The sequence below is a fragment of the Pseudomonas sp. B40(2017) genome (genome assembly GCF_002112855.1).
Lineage (GTDB): Bacteria > Pseudomonadota > Gammaproteobacteria > Pseudomonadales > Pseudomonadaceae > Aquipseudomonas > Aquipseudomonas pharyngis.
Genome location: NZ_NEIT01000002.1, coordinates 484,947 through 510,226, shown reverse-complemented (window position 1 = coordinate 510,226; position 25,280 = coordinate 484,947). Strand labels below are relative to the sequence as shown.

Sequence of the window (25,280 nt, the reverse complement as noted above, 5' to 3'; positions counted from 1 at the left end):
AATGAGCAGACCGAATTTTTCGAGTTTGGTGGTTTCAGCCCTAGCGGAGCTCGATAAATAGATCTGCCCCGCTTCTTTTTTCCAATCGCTGTGACTAGTGCCAAGGCGCGTCATTTCTTCTGAACGGATTCAAGATGAGAAAGCTACTCCCGTTACTCATGGTTTTCCTCCCCCAGACTGCCCACAGCGAGGTCACCTCCGAAAACTACTGCTTCGATGACGCCCACTCGATCAAGTTCGAACTCAGAACCTTCTACGATCACGAAAGCAATTGGTCGGGTGGTTTCGTCAAATACGCCAAGTCGAAAACGCCGATTTCCATCGTACTGACGGATCATCAGGAAGAAATACTTACCCCGGACGCACCCGCGCAAAATACCCGTACCTGGTCCGAGATTGTCGACGGCAAGGTCACGGGAACCTATGAGTGGGTCACCCAGGCAGCGATGAGCGTTTCGATGGTTTACACCAAGAAGTCCAACGGCAAGGAATACAGTTTCCTGCTTGACCCCAATGTCGATGTTTCTCTAGACGGTGGTTGCAAGTGGGAGCAGGGCGATCAGTGAGTCGAGTGAGCTTGGGTCTGGCGCTGTTCGGGGTGTTGGAATCGGCGTCGGCGGGGGCGGAGGCAACATCGTTCAACCCTGTTAAAAACGTTGAAGTGATGTTGGAAGTGAGCGGGCCGAAAGTGACGGTTCAAGTCGATGCTCGCGAGTCGCGAACCATCGACTTTTCCGCTGAAAAATCCCTGCACGTCGCTATCGACGATTTCAACTTCGATGGCATGAAAGATTTTTCGGTCTGGCAGATCGACGACGGCATGGGCACCTACACCATCCACCGGATTTTCATCTACCGGCCGAAAACCGCTGACTTCGAGGAAGTGCAGCCGGATTGTGGCGATGGTTTCGTCAACCTCCGTGTCGACAAGAAACGCAAAGTATTACTCAGCACTTACTGGGGAATGAACGGGCCGCAGTCATGTGTGACGCGCTTTCACAAGCGCTGAACCTGAGCCCGTCACGGTAAACGCTTAACGCTTGTGCATCTGACACCCCCCATTTTCCTTTAAACTCCCCGCCCTCAAGGAATACGCTCAGGACACGGAATGCCAGCCCCCTCTTTCTCTCTTCGCCCCGTGATGGTGCTTTGGCTGTACGCCGCGGCAATCGTGCATGTGCTCGCAGGTCTCACGCTGACCTGGGCCGGTCATTCCGGATTACTCGACGGCTATTTGCACAACCTCGAACTCGCGTTCTGGGGCGCCGATGCGGTCCCTGCCGCCGGTCACGAGCTGCAGGTCTGGTGGCTCGCACTGTTCGGCGCGACGCTGCAAAGTTATTCGCTGTACATGCTCGCGTTGGTCCACCTCGGCAACCGTCTTAAAGCTCCTGCAATTTGGGGCTGGTTGATGGCGGGCGTCCTGTTATGGGCACCGCAGGACATGTGGCTTTCCGCGCAAAAACAGGTCTGGTCGCATCTGTGGCTCGACGGTTTTGCGCTACTGGTCCTGTTGCCGCCGCTGATCTGGTTATTGCGCCATGATCGTCGGAGATCCCCGCCGGAGAGAACGGTGAGCAAGTCCAATCCCTTTGCCGGCGGCGCCTACAAGCGCGTGCTGATCACCGGGGGTACCGGGTTCATCGGTGAGGCCGTAGTCAATCAATTACTCGATGCCGGCCACACCGTCAGCGTGTTGGCGCGTGATCCGCTGAAAGCGGCGAACCTGTTCGACGGTCGCGTCCGCTGTGTACGGTCGTTGAGCGAACTCGGCCGTGACGAATCCTTCGACGTAGTGATCAACCTCGCCGGCGCACCGGTCGCCGGTCCACGCTGGAGCCCCGAGCGGCAGGCGCAATTGCTCGCCAGTCGGGTCAACACCACTGAAGCGTTGATGACCTGGCTGAAAAACGCCAGGCACAAACCGGCGCTGTGGATTCAGGCCTCGGCCATCGGTTTTTACGGCGTGCGCGATGCCAGCGAAAGCCTCGATGAACAAGCCAGCAAGGGCGACGGTTTCATGGCCGAACTCTGTGCGCGTTGGGAGGCTTCGGCGCAACCCGCCACGCAGTTTGGCGTGCGCCAGGTGGTGCTGCGCCTCGGCGTGGTGTTCGGGCCGGGCGGTGCGCTGCTGCCGTTGCTGATTCCGTTTCGCCTGGGTTTCGGCGGTCGCATGGGCGATGGTCAGCAGATCATGAGCTGGGTGCACCGCGACGATGTGATTCAGGTGATCGCTCGATCCTTCCACGATGAAAATTTGCGCGGCACCTACAACATGGTCGCGCCTGAAACCATCAGTCAGGCAGCCTTCGCCGAGAACGTCGGCAAGGTCCTCAAGCGCCCGGTGTGGTTCCACATTCCAGCCGCGCCAGTGCGTGCCTTGGCCGGGGAGATGGCTCAGTTGTTCTTCGACGGTCAGCGTGTGGTGCCGCAGCGTTTGAGCGAGGCGGGTTACACGTTTCGCTATCCGACCCTCGACGCCGCGCTGCGCGATCTGGCCTGAGAATCGCCCATGAACAAGCCTCTGATGTACCTGCTGGCCGGCAACGGCAGCGCCGCCGATTGGTGGGATGACGCGCTGCCGCATTTTCAGCGTTACGACGTGGTGCCGCTGGAGCTGCCGGGCTTCGGCGCCAACCCGCAGCCGCCCTGCGAGGATCTGGCGGCTTACGCCCAAACCTTGTTGGCGATGACGCAAAAAGGCAGCGCGATCATGGCCGTCGGGGTCAACGCGCTGCTGGTGCTGCATGCGCTGCAACGCCGGCCCGGGCACTTTTCTCGCAGTGTGTTGCTGGCGCCGGTGGGCGCCTTTTTGTGGCAGCGACGATTGCCGGCGCTGATGTCACCGCTGCCAATCCGCAGGACTATTCACTGGCTGTTGTCGAACAGACCCACGCTGTTCGCGCACAAGTTCTCCAACCAGACCTGGACGCCCGCGCAGTACCAGCGCATGGGCGCCGGTTATGCGCGCTGCCGTGCGTTTGTGCCGCACTGGGATCTGATCCGTGCCGACACCGCGCTGCCCTTGCTGGAGTGGATCACCGACCCGGTTGAACTGGTCTGGGGCGATCAGGACAAGGTGCTCGGCATCGAACAAGCCGCCGCGTGGTCAGCGATTCTTGCGCGTGCAGACCTGACCATCAGCCTCAAACCCGGTTGGGGGCATTACCCGTGGATCGACGCGCCCGCGCAGTTTGCGCAGTGGCTGGAGTCGGGCGAGCGCGGGTTTGTCGCGCACACCAAGGGTGGGCGTTTACGTCTGGCGGAACTGGCCCGGCAACCGGTGCCAGCGGCGCTGACCCTCAACGATTGCAACGATCCGCGACTACCGACCTTCCTCGCCCTCCAACCACAGGCGATCTGGGCGGTGCGCTCCTCCAGTTACGGCGAAGATCAGGCCGACTCGGCGAATGCCGGTTTGAGCACGACCTATCTGCGCGAGCCGGCCGCCAACGTGCCGGCGCGCATTGCCGCGCTGACTGCCGAAGGTGTCGAGGAAGTGGTGGTGCAGCGCTTCATCACGCCGCAGGTGTCGGGCATCGCGTTTGTGCGTCATCTGTCGGTGGAGCTTGAATGGGTTGAAGGTCATCTTGAGTCCCTTGCCGACGGTCAGATCAGCCCGGAACGGGCGACGCTTTCGCGGCTCGGCGATGCCTGGCGCAGCGGCACATTCACATCCACCCATGGTTTGACCGAAGACGCGCTGTGGCGCTTTCTCCAGGATGTCTTGCGGGTGTTTCACTATGTACCGGGCGATGTCGAATGGGCCTGGGACGGAACACAGCTGTGGCTGCTGCAATACCGGCCGATCAGCGACTACGGCTGGCGCCGGCACCTGACGGCCGCCAACATCGCCGAGATTCTGCCGCCGCAACCCAGCGTGCTGGTGGAGTACGCCCAGCGCCGGGCCGCCGCGAGCATTCCGGCGATCATGGCCCGTTGGGATGCGCGAGTGTTGCAGGACAACGAGCCGTTCACGGCCGTGTTTGGCGGCGCGTCCTACATCAACAACGACCTGTTTCTCGCACGGTTGGCCGACTGGGGCATCAGCGCCAGCAACTATGCCGGTGAAGTCGGCGGCGCGACTCCGCATCTGCCGTGGCGACCGCTGCGGATGTTGCGGTCGCTGCCATTGTTTCTGCGCATGCAGCGAATCGCTCGCGGGCATTTGCTGGGCCTTGAGCACGGCTTGCAGCGCTTCGACCGGGAGCTGACCGACCTCGTCGTCCAAGGTGCTGACGGTCAGCAACTGGCCGACTGGTTCACCCGGTTCTATGTGTTCGTGGTGCAGGGCAATCTCTGTATCGCCACGGCGCTGGCCAGCAGCGGCGGGGACTGGCTGGGCCGACCGCCCACCGCTTACGACAACCTGGAAAACAGCCCCCATCGACTGCCATGGGAGACCGATCCGGCCACACCTCGACCCGTATCGAGCGCGTTGCCATTACAGGCCTTCCCGCAATGGTCAGGGCTGATTCGCCTCGCGCATTCGACCGGCCTGCCGGGCCTGCGTGGTTACTACCTGCAAGTGCGCGAGTGGTATCGCGACAACCTGATGCGCATCTTCTTCCGCCTGCATCACGCCATGCCGCTGGCGGATCGCGAACACTGGTTTGCGCCGCACCCGGACATCCGCACGCGCGACGGCAGCTTCTGGCAGGACGGCCGCGAAGGTGCCGAACAGGCCACCGGATTCATGATTTACCCGGGGCAGGTGCGGGGCATTCTTGGCGAAGACATCTTGCTGGAAGACACCCTCGATCCCGGGCGTCACGCGCACTATCAGGCAGCGCGGGCGGTGATTGCGCGGATGGGCGGGCGGTTGTCGCATGGTTCGACGTTGTTGCGGGAACTGCGCAAGCCTTCGGCGGTGATGCCGCAGGTGGATCTGGCGTGGATCGGGTGCGAAGTGTTGTATCGGGATGGTGAATTGGAATTGATGAATTCGAAGGATGTGAAGTGACCGCTCGATACTTCCATGGGTTGATTACTGGTTTGCTCGTGCTTGGTCAAATGTGCCAGGTCGTTGCCGCCGATGCTGTGATAGTCGGCAATTCAATGGGCCAGTCACAGGCCCTTCACGGCCCGGCGGCGGCAGTTGTAGACATGGGGTCATGTCGGTTCTCAATGCCGCTGCTGCAAGACCAATGGTTGACGTTCGATGATTTCTATCCGGTCTTTGTGGCAGCCAAACAGTTGCCCAAATCGTCCAGCGCGCCTCGCTTGTGGCAAGCGCCAACATCGAGTGGCTCCGAGTGGCACTTCGAGAAACCCTCCAACCTGAGCCAGCCGTGGTTTGGTTTGATGTGTGACAGTACGGAATTCTTTTCCCGCCTCACCGCCTGGAAACCTCCGGAAGACGATGCGTTTGCGGTGCAAGTCCTGCGTGATGACAACGACCGAAGGTGCCCGGCGACCCTTACTGATCATGGTTGGGTACCCAACGAGTTGGCGGGTCGCGGGAGCACCTACACCTTTGAGCAATGGGTTGGGGAGGCGTCCTCAGGGTTCATCTTCGGCTTCCACGACAAGTCACGACGGCACATTACCCGTGTCGCATTTTGCCTGCTGCGGGGTAAAGACGTTCTGATCGGCTCTGCGGAATCAGGCTCGGCCACCCCGTTGGCGATCAGCGCTGATGGATTTGATCAAATCAAGACAGCGGTTCGCAGCATCGCCTTCGAATGAATACCCAGACGATGAATGTCAGAGATGGAGTTACAGCGTGAAAGGATTTTCGATTGTTCTCGGCAGCTTGCTATCAGCTGCCACTTCCATGGCATTCGCCGCCGATCCCGACTTCAAGGATTACGCCGTCACCCCCGTTTTCAGCGGCCCCAACCATGAACCGGTGCAGCAGGAACAAAGCAACCCGGTCATGGACAGCACCCGGGCGAAGATCCTGCAAGGCAAGGTCAACTTCGCCGGCCATTACATCCTGTACAGGTTCGGCTGTGGCGGCGGCGCCATTTGCGGCGAAGTGCTGGACGCCCAGACCGGTGATGTCGTTGGCGGTCTTCCGAATGCCTACGACGGCAGCACTTTCGACACGACGTATTTGCCCGATAGTCGCTTGATCATCATTTCCGGCGTCACGCTCGATGGCGAAGAAGACGCCCAGGGAAATCGCCTGGAAAACCGTAACCGGGATCGGTACTACGAATTCGTGAACAACGAGTTCCGGCTGCTTGGCATGACCGACGTGGAATCACCGTCGATCGATGAGGAGTGAGTGGATGAATCGTCTTCTTGCGAGCAGCCTTTCGCTGCTGCTCTCGTTTCCAGCATTCGCCGCTCCCAAGGACGCCTACACCCAGCGTGATGTCATGCAATGTGGCGGCGTTGAAGTGGTATTGGTGTCGTCCTGCCGATCCGTGACGGTGGATGCCGCAGAAACCCACCTCATCCCGGTTTGCTCCGATCAGACGATCAACATTGGCGGCAAAGTGTTGCGGCGCAACATCGACAAGGTTTCACAGCTTACGTCTGACGGTAAGAAAGCGAAGATGCTGAGTAACGTGGTTGTGGCGATGGATTGTGTGAAAGGTACCGAGGGCAGTCTTGTTTCGATAGGTGGCTACGGCGGTTGCGGTGCCTGTCCTGAATGGCGCGGGTATTACTCGATGGCGGGGCGATTGGAGCAATACAGCTTTGATAATACCCAGCGCTCATTTGGTTCGAAGGGTTCCTGGGAAGAGCTGATCAAGGCTTATGGCGTGACGAAGAGGCAGTTGCAGTCGGAAAGTCCGTCAGTGAAAAGGATCGTCTATGGGCAGCCTTAAATGGGTGATGATAGTCATGAGCCTGTTCGTTTCTGCCTATGCCTTGGCTGAGAGCATTCAGATCGTCGGGGTTGGCGGGCACATGTTGACGCTGAAGGATAAGAAATGGAGCAGGCCTGCTGCGGAGTTGGCGATCGCCTCGTTTACCGCGAATGGCAAGACTTTCCCACTCTATGTTTCCGACGTTGGTACCGAAACGCATGACAGTTGGCTAAGCCCTGACAAAAAAACAGTGCTGCTTCTTCAGACTCTGTATGGCGTTGTCATTGGTCAAGAGGGTGAAGAGATTCCGACGGAGGAGACGGGTTGCGGTGTCATTTCGATGGAGACCGGTTGCGTACTAAGTGAGCACGTAGCCAGGTTTTGCGACGGCAAGTGGGAGGGCAATCGATGGACCTCCGGTGAGGGGGAGGTTCTTGACCTTGCCTTGACGACACCGTCTCCAAAGGATTTGTTGAATCGAGTCTCAAGTATTGAGATACCGCAATCTCGCGTGGAAGAGCTCGAATTCAATCTTCGCACTATAAGTCCAGACGCCTATATGGCTTGTCACCCACCGGCACGTAATGTTCAAGCTCTCAACGACCTGGCCTTCTACTTGGCCGAGGGCGGTAACGATGAACTTGCATTGAAGTTCTATCGCGGCGTTGAGGCCGTCGGTAAACGCACAGTGCTGATGTTGAACATCGCCGACTCACTCTGGCGCCTTGATCGCAAAGACGAAGCGCAGCGTTATTACAGCCAGTACCGCGACGCGATGAGCGCCGACGGTAAGGCGCAGAAAATACCTCAACGTGCAGTTGAGCGATCCGTTATTCAGGGAATGAAACATTGAACATGTTTGTGCGCTGTATCGCGTTGTCCTTAGGCCTGCTGTCCGCTTCAGCCGTGCTCGCTGAGGACACTTGCAAAGTCATCACCGTGAGCTGGCAGTACGATGAGTGTGTGGAAGCCGACCGCAAGAGTGCCGACGCAAAACTCAATTCCAGCTACAAAAAACTGATGGCGCGATTTGAATCTCGATGGAAGCCTGAGCCTGAACAAGGAAAGGCTTACATGGCTATGGCAAAAGACTCGCAGCGTGCAGCCTTCCTGGATGCGGTCGTTCCGGATGGTCCGAGTGAAGTGGTCGATGTCGCCAAGGTTTCCAGTTCTGCTTCGCAACGATACGGCGATGTGGTGGCTCGTTATGTCACTACGTTTGGTAGCCCCTGCCTCAATGTTCAGATCCTCGCGCCCGAGGGCAATTGGCGGGTGCTCTCCTCAAAACGGTTTTGCAGTTTTAACGGCAAATCGTTTTGGGATGGTTACGCCAGTGCCTTGTTTGAGGATCATGCATTCACTGCGGATGGTTTACAGCTGACGCTCAGCTTGTTCGAGCTTCGTGAGGAGGCAGAGAAGCGCCTCGCCTGTGTAATTCCGATTCAAAACGAGCAAATCAAAGAGCTGAAATGCGGCGCACCTGAGTCATCGTGAAACCATCAGCGTAAATATTTAGAAGATTGATCATCAGGGAAGTGATCGGAATTGAACAGGCTCTTAAGTTGTTTTGGTGTGCTCGGGCTTATCGTCGGCTTGTCGACTCAGCCGGCATCGGCAAGTGACCCTCAAACCATCGGTGAACTGCATCCTCCGGTGGTTGCTTCGTTGGGTGATCAAAAGATCACGGTGTTCTTTTTGAAGAACAACCTCAAGGGTCAGGTCAGGGGCGTGCATGTGCCAGGTGCCGAGATTTTCTACGCGCCCATGAATGCGGTGAAACCTACGCTGAATTATGTGTGGAAGGTTGAGGATGAACAAATTGCCTCGGTGTTCTTCTTCGAGCGCAAATTCCCTGAGCGAGCGGGGAAGTCCATGTTTGTCCTGACAAAACACAAAGTTCTGGACGAACATTTCGAAGGAGATTCCTATTCGGTGCTGGAACTTCCACTCTTCAAGGACGGCGATCACTTGGCTTTGCAGTTCTTTCGGGGTGACCTGCCAGATCCTGAGTTACAGAACTGCCTTGACGGTATCAATCGGGAAGATGGCGTAGAAGTCGAGTGTGCTTACAAGGATGCGGCGAGCATCAAGAAGTACTTGGCGGATCTGGATGGAAGGATGATTTCGGACTCGAAACTGGATCAGGGCAACCGTCAGAAGCCACTCAAAACTGATGGTGACAAGGCCAGTGTCGCTTGCCCCTCACCCAACTTTTCAACGTTCCTCTCAACTTTCTCTGAACGCGCAGAGGTGCAGAAATCCTTCGTCCGGCAGCCGCTGAAAATGGTCACGACTGTGGCCGGTGATCCCGAGCCCGAGATGCAAAAAAGCAGCCTCAGCGGCGATCAGCTCAAGTTCCCGATCATTCCGGATCTGGCGAAGCGAGAGGCCCAGGGCCTGACGTTGACCGTCAAGGAAGAGCAGGGTGATCACGCCGTCGCCATCCTGCAGAAACCGGATACCGATTATGTCTTCGAGTATCGGTTTGCCCGTGGGCCATGCTGGCAGCTTGAAGAAGTGATGGATTACTCGCTTTGAAACAGGTGGCAAGTTGAAAAGATTAGGTTTGATTGCGTTATTGATGTGTTCTTTCTCTGCGGTGGCGGCGCCGATGTTCCCGTCTCTCACGTCGTGCAGGGATGCTGACAGCGACTGTGCGCTGGCGCTGAAAGACAACTTTCTGGTGGACGCACATTCCGGGCAGCGCCTTTCCGAGACGGCGGAGCCGGCAGGGGCGATGAGTGACTTCTGGCTGTATCGAGATGGCGAGCGCTACATCCTTCAGGAAGAAAATTACTCCCAGGCGAAGTCGCGCCGTTGGCTGGTTTTCACCTATGACAGCGGCAAAGTGGTGCTCGACGGCGCTTATGTTTTCTCGATCGACATTGATATGAACACCGGGCCCTACTGGCATGGCTACGACTGCCGAGGTGATGCCAAGCCGTTCGCCGTGCCTACGAAAGACTCGTTCAGTGAAGTCGCTTTGGATGCGTTATGCGGGGAGGCCGAAGGCTGGGTCGTCTCGGGCGGGGATACCAAGGTGCCGGTGTCGGCCAAAGGGCTGGCCGTCAGTGTTCCCGTTTATCACGCCCGCAACCGCGATGGTTCAGCGATTTACCTGTTCACTGAAAGCGATGATCCGGATCTTTCGAAGCTGGTTTGCCTGTCCAACTGTGCTGATGTCGCTCAAACGCCGGAGCGCGTTTCGCAGGAGACGGCGCTGTTGAAGGGCGGGCAGGATGGAACGTTGTGCTCGGATGACGAAGACATCTACTTCAGCTGTCCGCTGGAGGGCGGCAAGACGGTTTCTGTTTGTGCGCGGGAAAATAGCAAGCCCACGACCGGTTCTGTTCAGTATCGCTACGGTGTGCCGGGGAACATCGAGATGGTCTACCCCAAGAACGCTATGCCACCCAAGGGAAAGTTCTTTGTTGTAGATGCGTCGGAAGGCAGCGTGAACCTGAACATCATCAAGTTCAAAAGCGGTGCGTACACCTACCTCGTTAGTCAGGCCTTCGTGAGTTTTCTGACAGTGCTCAAGGAGGACAAAGTTGTATTCCGGCAGTCCTGTAATGCCGGTGGTCATGCTTACGTACATCGGTTGGCGGATTTCGGACTAGAGAAGGCCCCAAAAAGCGCAGAGGACTTTCGCTAGTTGCTGTTGCCGAAGAATGGAAGAGGGGACTCAACGTCCCCTTTTTTCCGCCCGCAATTCAGCTACGGCTTGGCGTGATACTCCCGAAACTCAATGTGATCGAGCGTGCCTTCCACCATCAACCGTACGCCGTCCGCCATTCTGCTCAGGCCCAGTGCCATTGAGCGGCGGGGGCCGTCGAGGTCGTCGGCCAGGTTGGCGGCGAAGGCGCTGATGGACAGGAGGTCTTCGGAGGCGTTGGCCATGAGGGCTTCGGCGTCGGCGTTGGGGCAGAGGGCGAACAGGCCGCCCAGGCGTTTGGGGCGTGGGGCGGTGGGTTTGAAGTGGTGGTCGAGGGCGCGTTCGGCGGCTTCGTGGAGTTTCTTTGAGTCTGGGAATTCGTAAGGGGAAACTTCTTCGTCAGTGAAGGTTGGGTCGATCATCGGTGTAAATCCTTTTGAGTTGGAAAGATTTGCTCCGGTTTTCGGACTTGCACATCCGGTCACCGATTTTGCGGTGACGGAAAGAGGTTATCGATGAACTCCGAACACGCCTAGTTCACGGACAGCACCGCAGTTTGAAGGACATTTCCCAAGGATTTGCGAGGTAGAGGAACAAGAAACCACAGCCTTCTGCAGCTCCTACAGGAATGTGTTTCTTCAGGTGTAGGACGGGGGGATGGTGTGACGCGGAGCGTCACGGGAGGCATTCCCACGCGGAGCGTGGGAAAGATCAGGTTGTGGGGCGTAAATCGTGACTTGGCAGTCATCATGCGAGAAAAGACCTGCATCGTCTTCTATCAATCCAGAATAGTGGCGAATCCGTCCGAATCCCTTACACTCCCCCAGCCGTTCATTTCCCTTTTGAGGCTGTGCGCATGAAATTTCGTTTTCTTCTGTGGATGCTGGGTCTGTTGATGGGTAAGGCCAGTCGGACAAATCCTGCGTTCCAGCAGCAGTTGGGTGACAAGGATCTGGTGTTTCAGCTACAGACTCTGGACGGGAAAGTGGCGCGGCATTTCGTGGTGAAGGACCAGCGCATTACCAGCAAGTCCGGGGTGGTAGCGGAGCCGGCGTTTGCGATTGCCTTCAAGGATGCGGCGTTCGGGTTTGCCACGATGCAGGCGAAGAACAAGCAGTTGGCGTTCATGCAGGGGATTCAGGACAAGTCGATCCAGCTGAAAGGGAATCCGGCGCTGGTGATGTGGTTTCAGGGGTTGATGAAGTATTTGAAGCCGAGGAAGGCCAAGCCGAAGTCATAGGGCTTTCAGGCAGCTTGTCGGGACTGGCCTGCCTCTTCAGCTTTCGGGCTCGGGAGGCTCGGCGTCCAGGGGTTGGGCCCGGTATGTCTTGTAGATCTGCTGGACTTTCGGGTTGTCCAGCTTCTCGTAAGCGATGTCTTCCTTGTCCAGGCCATCCAGGCCTCTGATGCCACTGATGGTCTCTGGCCATTCGTCACGACTGGATATATCGACTACGAACGGGTTGAGGTAGTTATCGAGATGCCTTTCGCGAGGTTCTCGGATCTCGTCGCTGAGTGCCCGCAAGTAGTCGTCTTTGTTTGTTCTTGACCAGTCGATGGCGAACCCGGCTCGATAACAGAGTTCCATGAAGACCAATAGAATCGCGCGTCCATTGCCGTCCAGGAAGGGGTGTGCGAAAGCCAGTTGGCCCATCACTCCACCGGGATGGTCTCTGAAGCGTTTTTTGTCTGATGCGAGCTTGAGTGCATAGTCGACAGACATTTTGATGGAGTCCGGGCGCTCGAAGACTGTGCTGCGAGGGTCGTCGAAAGAGCCCTTGAAGACCGCCAGATGGGGGACGAGCTCGTTCCGGTCTTTTCCTGCCCAGTGATAGAAGTCTGAGAACAGGATCTCGTGAACCTTGAGTACAGTCTGGTAATCGATTGGCTTTTTCTTGGCCAGATAGGCAAGCGCCTCTTCGATACTCAATTCGAACGAAAGATGCTCTGACTCTTTTACTTCAACGGGATCTTTCAGTTGCAGCGAGTTTTGAAGATATCCAGCCGTGTCGAAGTCGCCGAACGGATCAAAAGTCATGCGCTACGTTTCTGTGCGCGCCTTTCTTGAAGATAGCGCCCTTGGAGCGCCAGGATTTCAGATTTGCTCAGAACGCCTTTTCGCTTGAGATTGACGAGCAACTGTTCGATGCCATCCAGCTCGACGACATCGCCAGACAAGCGGGTAATCCCCACGGCCATACGACTCATGCCGTCACGACTGGCTGTAACCTTGTTGTCTTTGGCAAGCTTGCGCACTTCGCTCGCAACGCTGACAGCATCTGTTTGGGTCATCGGAAATTCCTCTGAATGCCGTCAAATCATAGCAGGGCGCTTGTTTGCTGTCGTTGCTGGCAAAGTGGCCGAAATCTGTGGAGCCAGGGCCCTATCTGCAATCAAAACAGGCCCTGGTTGACGTTCCGAAGAATGCTTTAAGCCTGGCTGAACTGCGAAGCCAGTTCCCGCAGCAGCACTTCCGCCTCAAGCACTTTGCTGACCACATCATTGGCCTTGTCGCGGCTCAGGCCAACGCGTTCCAGCAGCGCATCCGGAATGCCTTCATCCGGGCCGGAGCCGATCCCGCGACTGCGCAGCAGGCGCACGGCCAGGCAGACGAGGTTCGGGTATTCGGCGTAGGCGCCGTCGTAGTTCGGGTCGTGCTGGAAGCGCAGGGCGGTGGCCAGTTCGTCCGGCATGTCCCAGTAGCGCATCAGCCAGGAGCCGATCTGTTCGCGGCTGATGCCCAGCAGGTGTTGCTCGACATAGCTGTGGCACAGGTGCGGGTTGACCTCCAGGTGGCGGCAGATCAGTGAGAAGTGCGGCGGGAACACGTGGGCCAGCAGCAGGTAGCCGAAGTTGTGCAGCAGGCCGGCGAGGTAGGTCAGGCCGGATTCCGGGCGCTGGGCACGCGGCATGGCGCGGGTCAGGCCTTCGATGACGGCGGCGGTGTAGATCGACTGCTGCCAGTACGGCGTGGTGTGCTGCGGGTGGTCTTTCGGCAGGCTCAGGGTCTTGCCGAGGGCCAGGCCCAGCGCCAGGTTGATCACCAGATCGAAGCCCAGCACGCGGACGATCGCGTCTTCCACCGAACGGATCTTGCCCGGCGACGCGTAGTACGGCGACGCCGCCCAGCTCACAACTTGCGCGGCCAGTGCCGGGTCGGTTTCGACCACGCCGGTGATGTCGTCGATGGTGGCGTTGGGGTCGACGCGCAGTTTGATGATTTTTTGCGCGGTTTCGGCCAGCGGCGGAATCTCGATGGTCGCTTCCAGACGCTGCTGGATGCGCCGCGCGGTGAACGCTTGCACGGCTTGGGTGATTTCCTCGCGGTCATCGTCCGGGCGGTCGAGGTTCGGGCGGATGCTGCTCAGGGCTTCGCCGAAGTTGGCGGCGCTGGCCTTGGTCAGCATGGTCTTGAAGTCTTCGCTGGCGATTTCCAGCAGCAGACCCGGCTCGCCGGAGTTGATCAGCAACTTCGGCTCGCGCAGCAGGCCTTCTTCGTAGAGGCACGGCGAGCTGGTCAGCGCCGGCAGGCCCGGCAACAGGCTCAGGCTGTGTTTGCCGAGCATCTTTTCCAGGCGCTCGGTGGACACGGCGGTCAGGCGACGGCCCGTCAGCTCGGCGAGGCGGTTGAGATCCAGCAACTGGCTCTGTGGAAACAGCACCATCAGCGCACCGACCGCGTCGTCCAGCAACACGGCCTGCACTTTGCGCGAGGCATTGAGGCCGTGGTGGTCGAGCACTTCTTCGTAGGCGACGCCCAGCTTGTTGAGCAGCAGCCGAATAACAGACGGAGCGTGCGGTGATTCGGGGGCGAGAGCAGCTTCGGTCATGGTCTGTATCCGTTTTTGAAACAATTGCAGGAGTATAACCAGCTTGGTTGGAACGAGCTGTCAGAAACTGCGACGGTGCTCACACTTGGCCGTATTGCTGCCCGTGTCGCAGCCAGCGGTCGAGCAACGGGCTGACGTGGGTAGGCCAGCGTTCGAGCAAGGCCTGGGCGGCATCACGCACGGCGGGCAGCAGATCGGCGTCGCGCATCAGGTCGGCGACCTTGAATTGCAGCAGGCCGGTCTGGCGGGTGCCGAGCATTTCGCCGGGGCCGCGCAGTTCGAGGTCTTTTTCGGCGATGACGAAACCGTCGTTGGTCTCGCGCATGATGCCCAGGCGCTGGCGGCCGATCTGCGACAGCGGCGGATGGTAGAGCAGCACGCAATGGCTGACCGCGCTGCCCCGGCCGACCCGACCGCGCAGCTGGTGCAACTGCGCAAGGCCCAGGCGCTCGGGGTTTTCGATGATCATCAGGCTGGCGTTGGGTACGTCCACGCCGACTTCGATCACGGTGGTGGCGACCAGCAGTTGCAGGTTGCCGGCCTTGAATTCGGCCATGACGGCGGCTTTCTCGGCGGGTTTCATGCGGCCGTGGATCAGCCCGACTTTCAACTCGCCGAGGGCGGCGGTCAGGTCTTCGAAGGTGGTTTCAGCAGCCTGACAGGTCAGCTCTTCGGACTCTTCGATCAGCGTGCACACCCAATAGGCCTGACGACCTTCGGCGCAGGCGCTGCGCACCCGTTCGATGACTTCGACGCGGCGGGTGTCGGTGACCAGCACGGTGTTGACCGGGGTTCGGCCGGGCGGCAATTCGTCGAGGATCGAGGTGTCGAGGTCGGCGTAGGCGCTCATCGCCAGCGTCCGCGGAATCGGCGTGGCGGTCATGATCAATTGATGCGGACACATGCGCCCGCCAACGCCTTTCTGCCGCAGCGCCAGACGTTGCTGCACGCCGAAGCGGTGTTGTTCGTCGATGATCACCAGCGCCAGATTCTTGAACTGCACTTCGTCCTGGAACAGCGCGTGGGTGCCGACCACCATCGGCGTGCCGCTGGCGATCTGTTCCAGCGCGGCGACGCGGTTCTTGCCCTTGAGCTTGCCGGCCAGCCACGCCACGTCGATGCCCAGCGGTTCGAGCCAACGCTTGAAGGTGATGCAGTGCTGCTCGGCGAGGATCTCGGTCGGCGCCATCAGCGCAACCTGGTAGCCAGCCTCCAGCGCTTGCAGCGCGGCGAGGGCGGCGACCACGGTTTTACCCGCGCCGACGTCGCCCTGAATCAATCGCAGCATCGGTTCGTGCTGGCTGAGGTCGTAGGCGATTTCGTTGCCGACCCGCTGTTGCGCGCCGGTCGGATTGAAGCCGAGGTTGGCCAGGTATTTCGCCGGTAGCTTGGTGGCTTTCGGCATCGCCGGCGCGCGCAGGGAGCGCATGCTTTCGCGCAGGCGTTGCTGCGATAGCTGGTGAGTCAGCAGTTCTTCGAAAGCCAGGCGATGCTGGGCCCAGTGATGACCGAGGGCGAGTTCGTCGACGTCGGCATCGGCGGGCGGGTTGTGCAGGTAGCGGATCGCGTCGGCCAGCGGCGCCAATTGGTAGTCGCGGGCCAGTTCGGTCGGCAACCAGTCGGGCAGGGTGGATGGCTTAAGCAGGGTCAACGTCTGCATGCACAACTGACGCAGACGCGCCTGGGTCAGGCCTTCGGTCAGCGGGTAGACCGGGGTCAGAGTTTCATCCACCGGCGGCGGTTCGTCGCCGTTGATGGCGCGGTATTCCGGGTGGTAGATCTCCAGCCCCGAGGCGCCGGGACGGGCTTCGCCGTAGCAGCGAATCCGCGTGCCGCGCTTGAGACCTTCTTTCTGCGCATTGCTGAAGTGGTAGAAGCGCAGGCTCAAGCCGCCGGTGCCGTCCTGCAAGCGCACGACGAGGCTGCGGCGCCGGCCCATGACCACGTCGGCGCCGCTGACGGTGCCTTCGACCACGGCGTCCTGCCCCGGCCGCAACGCGCCGATCGGCACCACGCGGGTGCGATCCTGATAACGCAGTGGCAGGTGAAACAGTACGTCCTGGAGGTTTTCCAGGCCGACCTTGGCCAGTTTCTCGGCCATGGCTTCACCGACACCCTTGAGTGCGGTGACCGAGACCTGCGACAGCTCCGTCATGACGCTGGCTTAACCGGCCGTGACCGGCGCGGCAGGCTTGGCGACCGAGCACAGGCGAATGGAGTCGGCGAGGATCTCGATGGCTTTCGGCCGTGGGAAGCTCGCGCGCCAGGCGATGGCCACAGTGCGGAACGGCACTGGTGCCGACAGCGGGCGCACTTCGATCACGCCAGGGGCGTAGTGGTGACTGTCAACCGCCGACAGCGGCAGGATCGAGATGCCCAGACCGGACGCGACCATGTGGCGAATGGTTTCCAGCGAGCTGGATTCGACCGTGGTGTGCTTGGCGCCGTCGTTGCCCTTGGTCAGGGTCGGGCAGGCTTCCAGCACTTGATCGCGGAAGCAGTGACCTTCGCCGAGCAGCAGCAGGCTCTTGTCGTTGAGCAGGGCGGCGTCGATGGATTCTTTCTGGGTCCACGGGTGCTGGGCCGGCATCAGGACGTAGAACGGCTCGTCGTAGAGTTGCAGGGTCAGCACGTCGGCTTCGTTGAACGGCAGGGCGATGATGATCGCGTCCAGCTCGCCGTTGCGCAGTTTGTCGCGCAGCACGTGGGTGAAATTTTCTTCGATGTACAACGGCATCTGCGGGGCGACCCGGTGCAGTTGTGGAATCAGGTGCGGGAACAGGTAGGGGCCGACGGTGTAGATCGCGCCGACTTTCAGCGGGGCGGTCAGCTGGTTCTTGCCGGCCTGGGCCAGTTCGCGGATGCCCTGGGCCTGCTCCAGCACTTTCTGCGCCTGGGCGACGATGCCTTCACCGACCGGGGTCAGGCGCACGGCGCTTTTGCTGCGCTCGAAAATCAGCACACCGAGTTCGTCTTCAAGCTTTTTCACGCCCACCGACAGGGTCGGCTGGCTGACGTGGCAACGCTCGGCCGCGTGGCCGAAATGCTGCTCTTGGGCGAGGGTAACGATGTAGCGTAATTCTGTGAGAGTCATAGCAAGCGTCCATGAAGATGCGGGCCAAGCATACCGGCTGCAATCGATAGACGCACGTTATCAGACTGAGTGATGAATGCGACACCGGGCAATGCCGGTTTGCCGTGGATGGATAAGCGAAAGGCACCCTGCGGTGCCTTTTTGGCTGGATCAGGCCGGGCTTCGCGAGTGCGAATCAGCGGCGGCGCTCCAGCGAGTACACAAACGGCGCAACAATTTCGATCGCGCCATTGGTCAGCATGTCCGCCGGTGGCTTGGGCAGCGGCTGGGCGCGGCGGATCATTTCCAGGGTGGCCCGGTCCAGATCGGCGTTGCCGGAGCGGCCCACCAGTTCGAACGACAGCACGTTGCCTTCGCCATCGACCACGAAACGCAACCGGTTCAAGCCTTCCTTGCCCCGTGCCTGAGCACTGGCCGGGTACTTCTTGTACTTGGCCAGATGCGCGAGCAGGGTGCCTTGCCAGCTGGCCTTTGCGGCCAATTGTGCAGGCGACGGGCCCGGTGCAGGCTGGGCGGATTTCTCCGTCGGGGCCTGAGTCGGCTGGGTATCGGCCGGCTTCTCTTCGGACGGTTTCTCCTTCGGCGGATCGGGCAGTTTCTTCTCGATCGGCTTCGGCGGTTTGGGTTTCGGCTTGGGCTTGGGTTTGGGCACCGCGATCTCGGCTTTCGGCGCTTCGGCCAGTTTCGGGATCGGCAGTTCCTCAACCGGAGCCGGTGGCTGCGGTGGTGTGACGACTTTCGGCGGTGCAGGCGGTGGCGGGGCTGGAACCGGTGCCAGCTCGACCATCATTGCCTGCGGCGGCAATTCGATGGGCGGGCGGACGTTCCAGTTCAGCGCCAGCGCGATGGCCAGCGCGTGAACACCCAGCACCACGGCCAGGCTACCGCTGTAACGCGTCAGCTTATGGCGCGTGGTGATCATTTCTTGACTGCGCTCTCGAGTCCGACCAGACCGACCTTCAGGTAACCGGCAGCGCGCAGGTTATCCATCACGCTCATCAGGTCGCCGTAATCCACGCCTTTATCGGCCTGAAAGAAGATCGTCGTGTCTTTCTTGCCCTGAGTCTTGGCGTCGAGGACTGCGCCGAGGGTTTCGGCTTTCACTTCGTCATCGCCAATGAACAGGCGCTGGTCAGCCTTCACGCTGAGGAACACCGGTTTCTCCGGCCGCGGCGCCGGTTTGGCGGTCGAGGCAGGCAGGTCAACCTTGATGTCCACGGTGGCCAGCGGCGCGGCCACCATGAAGATGATCAACAGCACCAGCATCACGTCGATGAACGGCGTGACGTTGATTTCGTGGTTCTCGGCCAGATCGTCGTCTGCGCCTTCTTTCAAATGCAGGCCCATGGCCGATTACCCCACTTTCACCATGTGCGGTTGCGAGCTGTTGCGCTCAGGCTGGTGGTCGAGGTCGCGGCTGACCAGCAGCAGCACCTGAGCCGACGCATCGGACACCTGAGCCTTGTAACCGGCGATGGAGCGGGCAAAGACGTTGTAGATGACCACGGCAGGAATCGCGGCTACCAGACCCAGTGCGGTAGCCAGCAGCGCTTCAGCGATACCCGGTGCTACGACGGCAAGGTTGGTGGTCTGGGTTTTGGCGATGCCGATGAAGCTGTTCATGATGCCCCACACGGTACCGAACAGGCCGACGAACGGTGCGGTGGAACCGATGGTGGCGAGGACGCCGGTGCCGCTGCTCATGTTGCGGCCACAGGCGGCAACCAGACGCTCGAGGCGGAAGCTTACGCGTTCCTTGATGCCTTCTTTTTCGCGGGCATTGGCGGACAGGCGCATTTCTTCGAGCGCGTCGTGCACCAGCAGGTTGGCCAGCGTGCCTTCTTTCGCGGCGGTGGCGCTGGCTTCCTTGAGGGAAGCGGCTTTTTTCAGGTGAGCGATTTCACCGCGCAGACGGCGTTTGGCGCCCATCAACTCGAAGCCCTTGGCGATCCAGATGGTCCAGGTGATGATCGAGGCGATGGCCAGACCGATCATCACGGCTTTAACGATGACGTCGGCGTTCTGGTACATGCCCCATGGCGACAGGTCGTGGGCCATGCCCAGGGTGTTGTCGGCTTCGAGGACTTCCGGCGCGTCGGCGGCGCTGGCGTCTACGGCCTGTACCGGGTCGGTCGCGGCAGGTGCGGCGGCCGGAGCGCTCTGCTCGGTGGCGGCTGGCGCGGCCGGGGTTTGTGCGTCAGCGAAGGCGGCGGCTGGCGCCAGCATCAGGCTGACCAGCAGGGCAGCCACGGCGCTCCAGGCGCGAGGTCGGTTGGTTGGCGAAGCGGAGTTTTGAATGCGTGTCATGCTGGCCGGACCTGAGATAGAAAAACGGTAATGCTCTTCCAGGCCTCGTGAGGCCGAGAACAAAAGTGGCGTGCATTATTGCAAGTAATTCTTGTTAACAAAAGTAATAGAGTTGCTTTTTTTCCTTGATTGCTAGCCGCTCGTCCCTTGCCGAGGCTAGTCTGTCGCTTTCCGATGGGAGATTTTTGATGTCCGCGCCTTCTGTTTTGATCGCCGGTTGTGGTGATGTCGGCAGTCGTCTGGCCACGCAATTGCTGGCTGCCGGCTTCCAGGTCTACGGCCTGCGCCGTGATATTTCACGTTTGCCGGACGGCGTTATCGGTGTGGCCGGTGACTTGTTCAATGAGGATTGCCCCGAGACGTGGCCGGTGGGCGCTATCGATTACCTGGTGTATAGCGCGGCGGCTACTGATCACGATGAAGCCGGTTATCGCGCGGCTTATGTGCAGGGTTTGCAGCATGTGCTGGGTTGGCTGAACGATTACGGTCAGGAGCCTGAGCGGTTGCTGTTTGTTTCCAGCAGCAGTGTTTACGGGCAGCAGAACGGCGAATGGGTCGATGAAAAATCCGAAACCGTCGCCGCTGGTTATTCCGGCCGGGTGATGCTGGAGGCCGAGCAGGTTGCGCTCAACAGCGGCATTCCAGCGAGCATCGTGCGCCTGACGGGTATTTATGGCCCCGGCCGTGAGTGGCTGCTGACTCAGGTGCGGCGTGGTTATCGGGTGGCGGTCGATCCGCCGCTGTATGGCAATCGTATTCATGCCGATGACGCGGCGGGGTTGATGTCGTTCTTGCTGGAGGCGGATCGCAAGGGCGTGACGCTGGATGACATCTATATCGGCGTGGACGATGCGCCGGCGCCGCTGGCCGAAGTGGTGGCGTGGCTGCGTGAGTATTTGAGTGTCACCGAGTGGTCGGAAGACGAGAGCGTGCGTCGCACCGGCAGCAAACGTTGCAGCAATGCCCGGGCGAAGGCGCTGGGTTGGGTGCCGAAGTATCCGAGTTATCGCGAGGGGTATGGCGCGATTCTTGAGGGGCGCTGCTGACTTTCAGGCATTACACAGTAAATGTGGGAGCGAGCCTGCTCGCGATGAGGTCATAACATTCAACATTGATGCTGACTGTCAGACTGCTATCGCGAGCAGGCTCGCTCCCACATGGGATCTCTGTAGCTTCAGAGGCTGGTTACTGTTTTTCGAGCAACCACTTGCGCTCACCCGGGGTGAACTGCGGTTGTTCATCCGCCAATGCCGTGTTCACGGCCTGCAGGATTTCCAACTCTTTGCCCTTGCGCACAAAGATCCAGTTGTTGCCCTGACCGTTCTGCTGCAACCACATGCTGTCGTTGCCGCTGCTCATCGACGCGCAATCGCCTGCGAGGCACAGCGCATAACGATCGGCACCCGGCAGGCCGGAGACTTGGCCGTCAGCCTGGAACTGCACGGTGGCGCCTTCGCCCTGGCCGCTGGTGATCGTCCAGTTGCCGCCCAGATAGGCGGAATACAGCGCGCGTTCGAAGCTGGCGCCAATCGGTGCGCCTTCCGGCACCGGAATCTGCGCGCGGTCGAAGACCTGTTCCGGTTCGTTTTCGTTGGCGGCTTGTTGCAGTTGACCACCGTCACGTTTCAGCTCGCTGGCGGAGCTGCCATAGAAGTCGACTTTCCAGGCACCGGACTGTTCGCCGAGCAAGCGACCTTCGACGTTTTCGAAACCGTTGGTGTAGCGGGCCTGGCCGGCCTTGGTGTTGACGTCCCACTCCAGGTTCGGGCCGTAAGCCTGAAGCGCTTCGCGCAGGGGGCCGCCCTTGGCAGCGGCATCGATGGCGACCTGATTGATCCAGGTGCCGCTGATGTCACGGTCGGCAGGGTTGCTGGCGCAACCGCCGAGGAAAATGGCGAGCAGCGAGAGAGCAAGCGCTTTGCGCATGGTGGAATCCTTTCAAAACCTTTTCTTTACCGCAGAGCAGTCGGCGCGGCGTGAGGCCGCGCCGTGCGCATTACTCGATGACCAGAATGGCATCCATTTCAACCTGCGAACCCTTTGGCAGGGCTGCCACGCCGATGGCGGCGCGCGCCGGGTACGGCTGGTCGAAGTACTTGCCCATGATCTCGTTGACCTTGGCGAAGTGGCTCAGGTCGGTGAGGAAGATGTTCAGCTTGACGATGTCCTTGAACGAACCGCCGGCGGCTTCGGCCACGGCTTTCAGGTTCTCGAATACCTGGACGGTCTGGGCTTCGAAGCCTTCGACCAGTTCCATGGTTTTTGGATCGAGGGGAATCTGACCCGACATGTAAACGGTATTACCGGCCTTGATCGCCTGGGAGTAAGTACCGATGGCGGCAGGGGCCTTGTCGCTGGTGATAACAGTCTTGGTCATGTATGACTCCTTGTAATGTTTGAGTTATGCACGCATGCGGGTGATGCGGATCACCCCGGTCAGGGCGCGCAGTTTCTTGATCACGCGGGCCAGGTGCACACGGTCGTGGACGCTGACCACCAACTGGACAACGCTGATGCGACCATCGCGTTCGTCCATGCTGATTTTCTCGATATTGCCGTCGGCTGCGTTGACGCTGCTGGCCAGCAGCGCGATCAGGCCGCGCTGATGTTCCAGCTCGACGCGCAGTTCGACGTTGAATTCGCCGGTGACATCCTTGGCCCATGAGAGCTGGATGCATTTTTCCGGGTTGTGCCTGATTTCGCTGATGTTGCGGCAGTTGTCCAGGTGCACGACCATGCCTTTGCCCGCCGACAGGTGACCGACAATCGGGTCGCCCGGGATCGGCGTACAGCATTTGGCGTAGCTGAGGACCAGGCCTTCGGTGCCGCGAATCGCCAGCGGGCCTTCCGGACTTGGCAGTTGTTCGCCTTCGCCGAGCAGGCGGCGCGCCACGACATAGGCCATACGGTTGCCCAGTCCGATGTCTTCGAGCAGGTCTTCGATCAGTTCGAGGCGGTACTCGGTAAGCATCGCCTTCACGCGTTCGGCCGGGATCTGTTCCAGTGCGCTGTCGAAACCGTTGAGCACCTTGTTCAGCAGGCGTTCGCCGAGGCTGATGGATTCGGAGCGGCGTTGCAGTTTCAGCGCGTGGCGGATATGGGTTCGCGCCTTGCCGGTGACCACGAAGTTGAGCCACGCCGGGTTCGGCCGTGCGCCGGGAGCGCTGACGATCTCGACCGTGGAGCCGCTTTGCAGCGGTTCGGACAGCGGCGCGAGACGACGGTTGATCCGGCAGGCGATGCAGCTGTTGCCGACGTCGGTGTGCACCGCGTAGGCAAAGTCGACCGCCGTGGAGCCTTTGGGCAGCTCCATGATCCGGCCTTTGGGCGTGAACACGTAGACCTCGTCCGGGAACAGGTCGATCTTCACGCTCTCGATGAATTCCAGCGAGTTGCCGGCACGTTGCTGCATTTCCAGCACGCCTTTGACCCACTGACGGGCGCGGGCATGAGTGCCTTTCGGCTGCTCGTCGCCGCTGGATTTGTACAGCCAATGGGCGGCGATGCCGTTGTTGGCCATCTCTTCCATTTCGCGGGTGCGGATCTGGATCTCGATCGGTACGCCGTGCATGCCGAACAGCGTGGTGTGCAGGGACTGATAGCCGTTGGCCTTGGGGATCGCGATGTAATCCTTGAAGCGCCCCGGCAACGGTTTGTACAAATTATGTACGGCACCCAGCACGCGGTAGCAGGTGTCGACCTTGTCGACGATGATCCGGAACGCATAGACGTCCATGATCTCGTTGAAGGCCCGACGCTTGCCGCGCATTTTCTTGTAGATGCCGTAAAGGTGTTTCTGGCGACCGCTGACTTCACCCTGGATGCCGTCGATGGCGAGGCAGTGGCCAAGGGATTCTTCGATCTTGTTGACGATTTCCTTGCGGTTACCCCGGGCGCGCTTGACCGCCTGGGAGATACGCGCGGAACGCATCGGGTGCATCGCCTTGAAGCCGAGGTCTTCGAACTCGATGCGGATCGCGTGCATGCCCAGCCGGTTGGCGATGGGGGCGTAGATCTCGAGGGTTTCCTTGGCGATGCGTCGGCGTTTTTCGCCGGACAGCACTTCCAGCGTACGCATGTTGTGCAGACGGTCGGCGAGCTTGACCAGTATCACGCGAATGTCGCGCGCCATGGCCATGGCCATCTTCTGGAAGTTTTCAGCCTGGGCTTCGGCCTTGGTCTCGAAGTTCATCTGGGTCAGTTTGCTGACCCCGTCGACCAGTTCGGCCACGGTTTCACCGAACTGCGCTTGCAGCGCCTCTTTGGCGATACCGGTGTCTTCGATCACGTCATGCAGCATCGCGGCCATCAGGCTCTGATGGTCCATGTGCATGTCGGCAAGAATATTCGCCACCGCAAGAGGATGCGTGACGTACGCCTCGCCGCTGCGGCGGCGTTGGCCGTCGTGGGCTTGTTCGGCGTAGAAATACGCTCGGCGGACCAGGTTGACCTGGTCGTTGCCGAGGTAGGTCGATAAGCGATCGGCGAGGGCGTCTATGCTCGGCATGATGTCTCCTGCCGTAAGCTGTGATCCCGCGCCGTGCTACGTCGACCAGGCATAGGCTTAGACGGCCTCGTTGGACTCGTCCTCGAACGCAGCGAAGACCGGGTCTTCGTGGACGATTTCCTGCTCGGCGATGAACTCGTAGCTCATCAGGCCTTCAGCGATTTCACGCAGCGCAACTACGGTCGGTTTGTCGTTTTCCCACTGAACCAGGGGCTCTTTGCCGCCGGTGGCCAGTTGACGGGCACGCTTGGTAGAGAGCATGACCAGCTCAAAGCGGTTTTCCACGTGTTCTAGGCAGTCTTCAACGGTTACGCGGGCCATGGTATTCCTCGGAGCGAATGCAATATGCGCGCTGCCCGGTTGGGCGAGCGGACTCAACAGTTTAAAAAATCACCAGCGATTAGGGAAGCGCTGATTTTTTGACCAGACTCTTCAACGCGCTGCAAGTGCCAATGTAAAGCCCTTGCAGCGGTTTTGGGAAGTGCTGTTTCAGCCGAGCAATTCAGCCAGCAATTTGCCGAAACGCACTTGCTGACGTTTCTGTTGCAGCTGATTGGCGCGGAAAATCGCCTTCAGATCGTCCAGCGCGTGGGCGAAATCATCGTTGATGATCAGGTAGTCGTACTCGACGTAGTGGCTCATCTCGCTGACCGCTTCACGCATCCGGCCGTCGATGATGTCGTCGCTGTCCTGGCCACGGTTGGTCAGGCGCTGGTGCAGGGCCTGCAGCGATGGCGGCAGAATGAAGATCGAACGGGCCTGCGGCATTAGCTTGCGCACTTGCTCGGCGCCTTGCCAGTCGATTTCCAGAATCAGGTCGTGGCCTTCGTCCAGGGTCTGCTGCAGACGGCTTTGCGAGGTGCCGTAGAAGTTGCCGAAGACTTCGGCGCGTTCGAGGAAATCGCCGTGCTCGCCCATCTTCACGAACTCTTCGCGGGTCACGAAGTGATAGTTCACGCCGTCCACTTCGCCCGGGCGTATGGCGCGGGTGGTGTGGGAAATCGAAACGCGGATTTCCGGGTTGGCGTCGGTCAGGGCCTTGACCAGACTGCTCTTGCCCGCGCCCGAAGGGGCGGAAATGATGTACAGGGTGCCGGTGCTGTGGGTCATGTCGGGGGTAGCC

The 25,280-nt window shown here is 59.8% G+C and carries 27 protein-coding genes; 13 read left to right on the top strand and 14 right to left on the bottom strand.

Features of this window, described 5'->3' with window-relative positions:
• Positions 1–134 precede the first annotated feature (134 nt).
• The 11 genes from CAF76_RS06030 (at position 135) to CAF76_RS05980 (ending at position 10,419) form a co-directional block, all read left to right on the top strand.
• On the top strand, positions 135–566 hold the full coding sequence (locus CAF76_RS06030; protein WP_178076160.1) for a hypothetical protein: 432 nt from the start codon (positions 135–137) through the stop codon (positions 564–566).
• Positions 567–571: 5 nt separating this feature from the next.
• Complete coding sequence (locus tag CAF76_RS06025; protein WP_371857872.1) at positions 572–1,009, top strand: hypothetical protein; 438 nt, start codon at positions 572–574, stop codon at positions 1,007–1,009.
• 99 nt (positions 1,010–1,108) lie between these two features.
• Positions 1,109–2,503 carry a TIGR01777 family oxidoreductase gene (locus CAF76_RS06020; protein WP_085647075.1) on the top strand — a complete coding sequence of 465 codons (1,395 nt, stop codon included), beginning with the start codon at positions 1,109–1,111 and terminating at the stop codon, positions 2,501–2,503.
• 9 nt (positions 2,504–2,512) lie between these two features.
• A complete protein-coding gene (locus CAF76_RS06015; RefSeq protein ID WP_085647074.1) occupies positions 2,513–4,963 on the top strand; it encodes an alpha/beta fold hydrolase in 2,451 nt (816 codons plus the stop codon).
• The gene (locus tag CAF76_RS06010) at positions 4,960–5,688 is read left to right on the top strand and encodes a hypothetical protein (RefSeq protein ID WP_256579596.1); all 729 of its coding nucleotides are present in this window, start codon (positions 4,960–4,962) and stop codon (positions 5,686–5,688) included. The genes CAF76_RS06015 and CAF76_RS06010 overlap by 4 nt, the downstream gene beginning before the upstream one ends.
• 88 nt (positions 5,689–5,776) lie before the next feature.
• Positions 5,777–6,232, top strand: coding sequence for a hypothetical protein (locus CAF76_RS06005; RefSeq protein WP_085647215.1), 456 nt, complete (start codon positions 5,777–5,779; stop codon positions 6,230–6,232).
• A 4-nt stretch (positions 6,233–6,236) separates the two neighbouring features.
• Positions 6,237–6,782: a hypothetical protein gene (locus tag CAF76_RS06000; RefSeq protein WP_085647073.1), complete on the top strand. Its 546-nt coding sequence runs from the start codon at positions 6,237–6,239 to the stop codon at positions 6,780–6,782.
• Positions 6,769–7,617: a type IV pilus biogenesis/stability protein PilW gene (locus CAF76_RS05995; protein ID WP_085647072.1), complete on the top strand. Its 849-nt coding sequence runs from the start codon at positions 6,769–6,771 to the stop codon at positions 7,615–7,617. The genes CAF76_RS06000 and CAF76_RS05995 overlap by 14 nt, the downstream gene beginning before the upstream one ends.
• 2 nt (positions 7,618–7,619) lie before the next feature.
• Entirely contained in the window at positions 7,620–8,258 is a 639-nt protein-coding gene (locus CAF76_RS05990) for a lysozyme inhibitor LprI family protein (RefSeq protein ID WP_085647071.1), read from the top strand.
• A 51-nt stretch (positions 8,259–8,309) separates the two neighbouring features.
• Entirely contained in the window at positions 8,310–9,302 is a 993-nt protein-coding gene (locus CAF76_RS05985; protein WP_256579595.1) for a hypothetical protein, read from the top strand.
• Between the two features lie 28 nt (positions 9,303–9,330).
• Entirely contained in the window at positions 9,331–10,419 is a 1,089-nt protein-coding gene (locus CAF76_RS05980; protein WP_256579594.1) for a hypothetical protein, read from the top strand.
• Between the two features lie 62 nt (positions 10,420–10,481).
• Here CAF76_RS05980 and CAF76_RS05975 read toward each other — a convergent pair whose 3' ends face one another.
• Positions 10,482–10,841 carry a DUF6124 family protein gene (locus CAF76_RS05975; protein ID WP_085647070.1) on the bottom strand — a complete coding sequence of 120 codons (360 nt, stop codon included), beginning with the start codon at positions 10,839–10,841 and terminating at the stop codon, positions 10,482–10,484.
• A gap of 434 nt (positions 10,842–11,275) precedes the next feature.
• On the opposite strand from CAF76_RS05975, the gene CAF76_RS05970 reads away from it, so the two are divergent.
• Positions 11,276–11,659 (top strand): SCP2 sterol-binding domain-containing protein, encoded by a 384-nt coding sequence (locus CAF76_RS05970; RefSeq protein ID WP_039765176.1) that lies wholly within the window; start codon positions 11,276–11,278, stop codon positions 11,657–11,659.
• A gap of 36 nt (positions 11,660–11,695) precedes the next feature.
• Here CAF76_RS05970 and CAF76_RS05965 read toward each other — a convergent pair whose 3' ends face one another.
• From CAF76_RS05965 to exbB, 8 genes are all read right to left on the bottom strand, one after another.
• Positions 11,696–12,457, bottom strand: coding sequence for a Fic family protein (locus CAF76_RS05965; protein WP_085647069.1), 762 nt, complete (start codon positions 12,455–12,457; stop codon positions 11,696–11,698).
• A complete protein-coding gene (locus CAF76_RS05960) occupies positions 12,454–12,711 on the bottom strand; it encodes a hypothetical protein (RefSeq protein WP_039765180.1) in 258 nt (85 codons plus the stop codon). The genes CAF76_RS05965 and CAF76_RS05960 overlap by 4 nt, the downstream gene beginning before the upstream one ends.
• 137 nt (positions 12,712–12,848) lie before the next feature.
• Positions 12,849–14,249, bottom strand: a complete 1,401-nt coding sequence (locus tag CAF76_RS05955; protein WP_085647068.1) for an aminoacyl-tRNA deacylase and HDOD domain-containing protein — start codon at positions 14,247–14,249, stop codon at positions 12,849–12,851.
• A gap of 79 nt (positions 14,250–14,328) precedes the next feature.
• The gene (gene recG / locus CAF76_RS05950; protein ID WP_085647067.1) at positions 14,329–16,404 is read right to left on the bottom strand and encodes an ATP-dependent DNA helicase RecG; all 2,076 of its coding nucleotides are present in this window, start codon (positions 16,402–16,404) and stop codon (positions 14,329–14,331) included.
• 9 nt (positions 16,405–16,413) lie between these two features.
• Positions 16,414–17,343, bottom strand: coding sequence for a hydrogen peroxide-inducible genes activator (locus CAF76_RS05945; protein WP_007954418.1), 930 nt, complete (start codon positions 17,341–17,343; stop codon positions 16,414–16,416).
• Positions 17,344–17,518: 175 nt separating this feature from the next.
• Entirely contained in the window at positions 17,519–18,265 is a 747-nt protein-coding gene (locus CAF76_RS05940; protein WP_064600428.1) for an energy transducer TonB, read from the bottom strand.
• Positions 18,262–18,690 carry a TonB system transport protein ExbD gene (gene exbD / locus CAF76_RS05935; RefSeq protein ID WP_039765185.1) on the bottom strand — a complete coding sequence of 143 codons (429 nt, stop codon included), beginning with the start codon at positions 18,688–18,690 and terminating at the stop codon, positions 18,262–18,264. Before exbD ends, CAF76_RS05940 begins: the two co-directional genes overlap by 4 nt.
• 6 nt (positions 18,691–18,696) lie before the next feature.
• A complete protein-coding gene (gene exbB, locus CAF76_RS05930; protein WP_085647066.1) occupies positions 18,697–19,650 on the bottom strand; it encodes a tonB-system energizer ExbB in 954 nt (317 codons plus the stop codon).
• Between the two features lie 188 nt (positions 19,651–19,838).
• On the opposite strand from exbB, the gene CAF76_RS05925 reads away from it, so the two are divergent.
• Positions 19,839–20,696 carry an SDR family oxidoreductase gene (locus tag CAF76_RS05925; protein WP_085647065.1) on the top strand — a complete coding sequence of 286 codons (858 nt, stop codon included), beginning with the start codon at positions 19,839–19,841 and terminating at the stop codon, positions 20,694–20,696.
• 139 nt (positions 20,697–20,835) lie between these two features.
• On the opposite strand, the gene CAF76_RS05920 is transcribed toward CAF76_RS05925, so the two are convergent.
• The 5 genes from CAF76_RS05920 to gmk all read right to left on the bottom strand — a co-directional run bounded on the left by CAF76_RS05920 (position 20,836) and on the right by gmk (position 25,267).
• Complete coding sequence (locus CAF76_RS05920; RefSeq protein WP_007954437.1) at positions 20,836–21,576, bottom strand: hypothetical protein; 741 nt, start codon at positions 21,574–21,576, stop codon at positions 20,836–20,838.
• A gap of 70 nt (positions 21,577–21,646) precedes the next feature.
• Complete coding sequence (locus CAF76_RS05915) at positions 21,647–22,027, bottom strand: RidA family protein (protein ID WP_003229509.1); 381 nt, start codon at positions 22,025–22,027, stop codon at positions 21,647–21,649.
• Positions 22,028–22,051: 24 nt separating this feature from the next.
• Entirely contained in the window at positions 22,052–24,157 is a 2,106-nt protein-coding gene (spoT, locus tag CAF76_RS05910; RefSeq protein ID WP_085647064.1) for a bifunctional GTP diphosphokinase/guanosine-3',5'-bis pyrophosphate 3'-pyrophosphohydrolase, read from the bottom strand.
• Between the two features lie 57 nt (positions 24,158–24,214).
• Entirely contained in the window at positions 24,215–24,478 is a 264-nt protein-coding gene (gene rpoZ / locus CAF76_RS05905) for a DNA-directed RNA polymerase subunit omega (RefSeq protein WP_003229503.1), read from the bottom strand.
• Positions 24,479–24,646: 168 nt separating this feature from the next.
• The gene (gene gmk / locus CAF76_RS05900; RefSeq protein ID WP_085647063.1) at positions 24,647–25,267 is read right to left on the bottom strand and encodes a guanylate kinase; all 621 of its coding nucleotides are present in this window, start codon (positions 25,265–25,267) and stop codon (positions 24,647–24,649) included.
• Positions 25,268–25,280 lie beyond the last annotated feature (13 nt).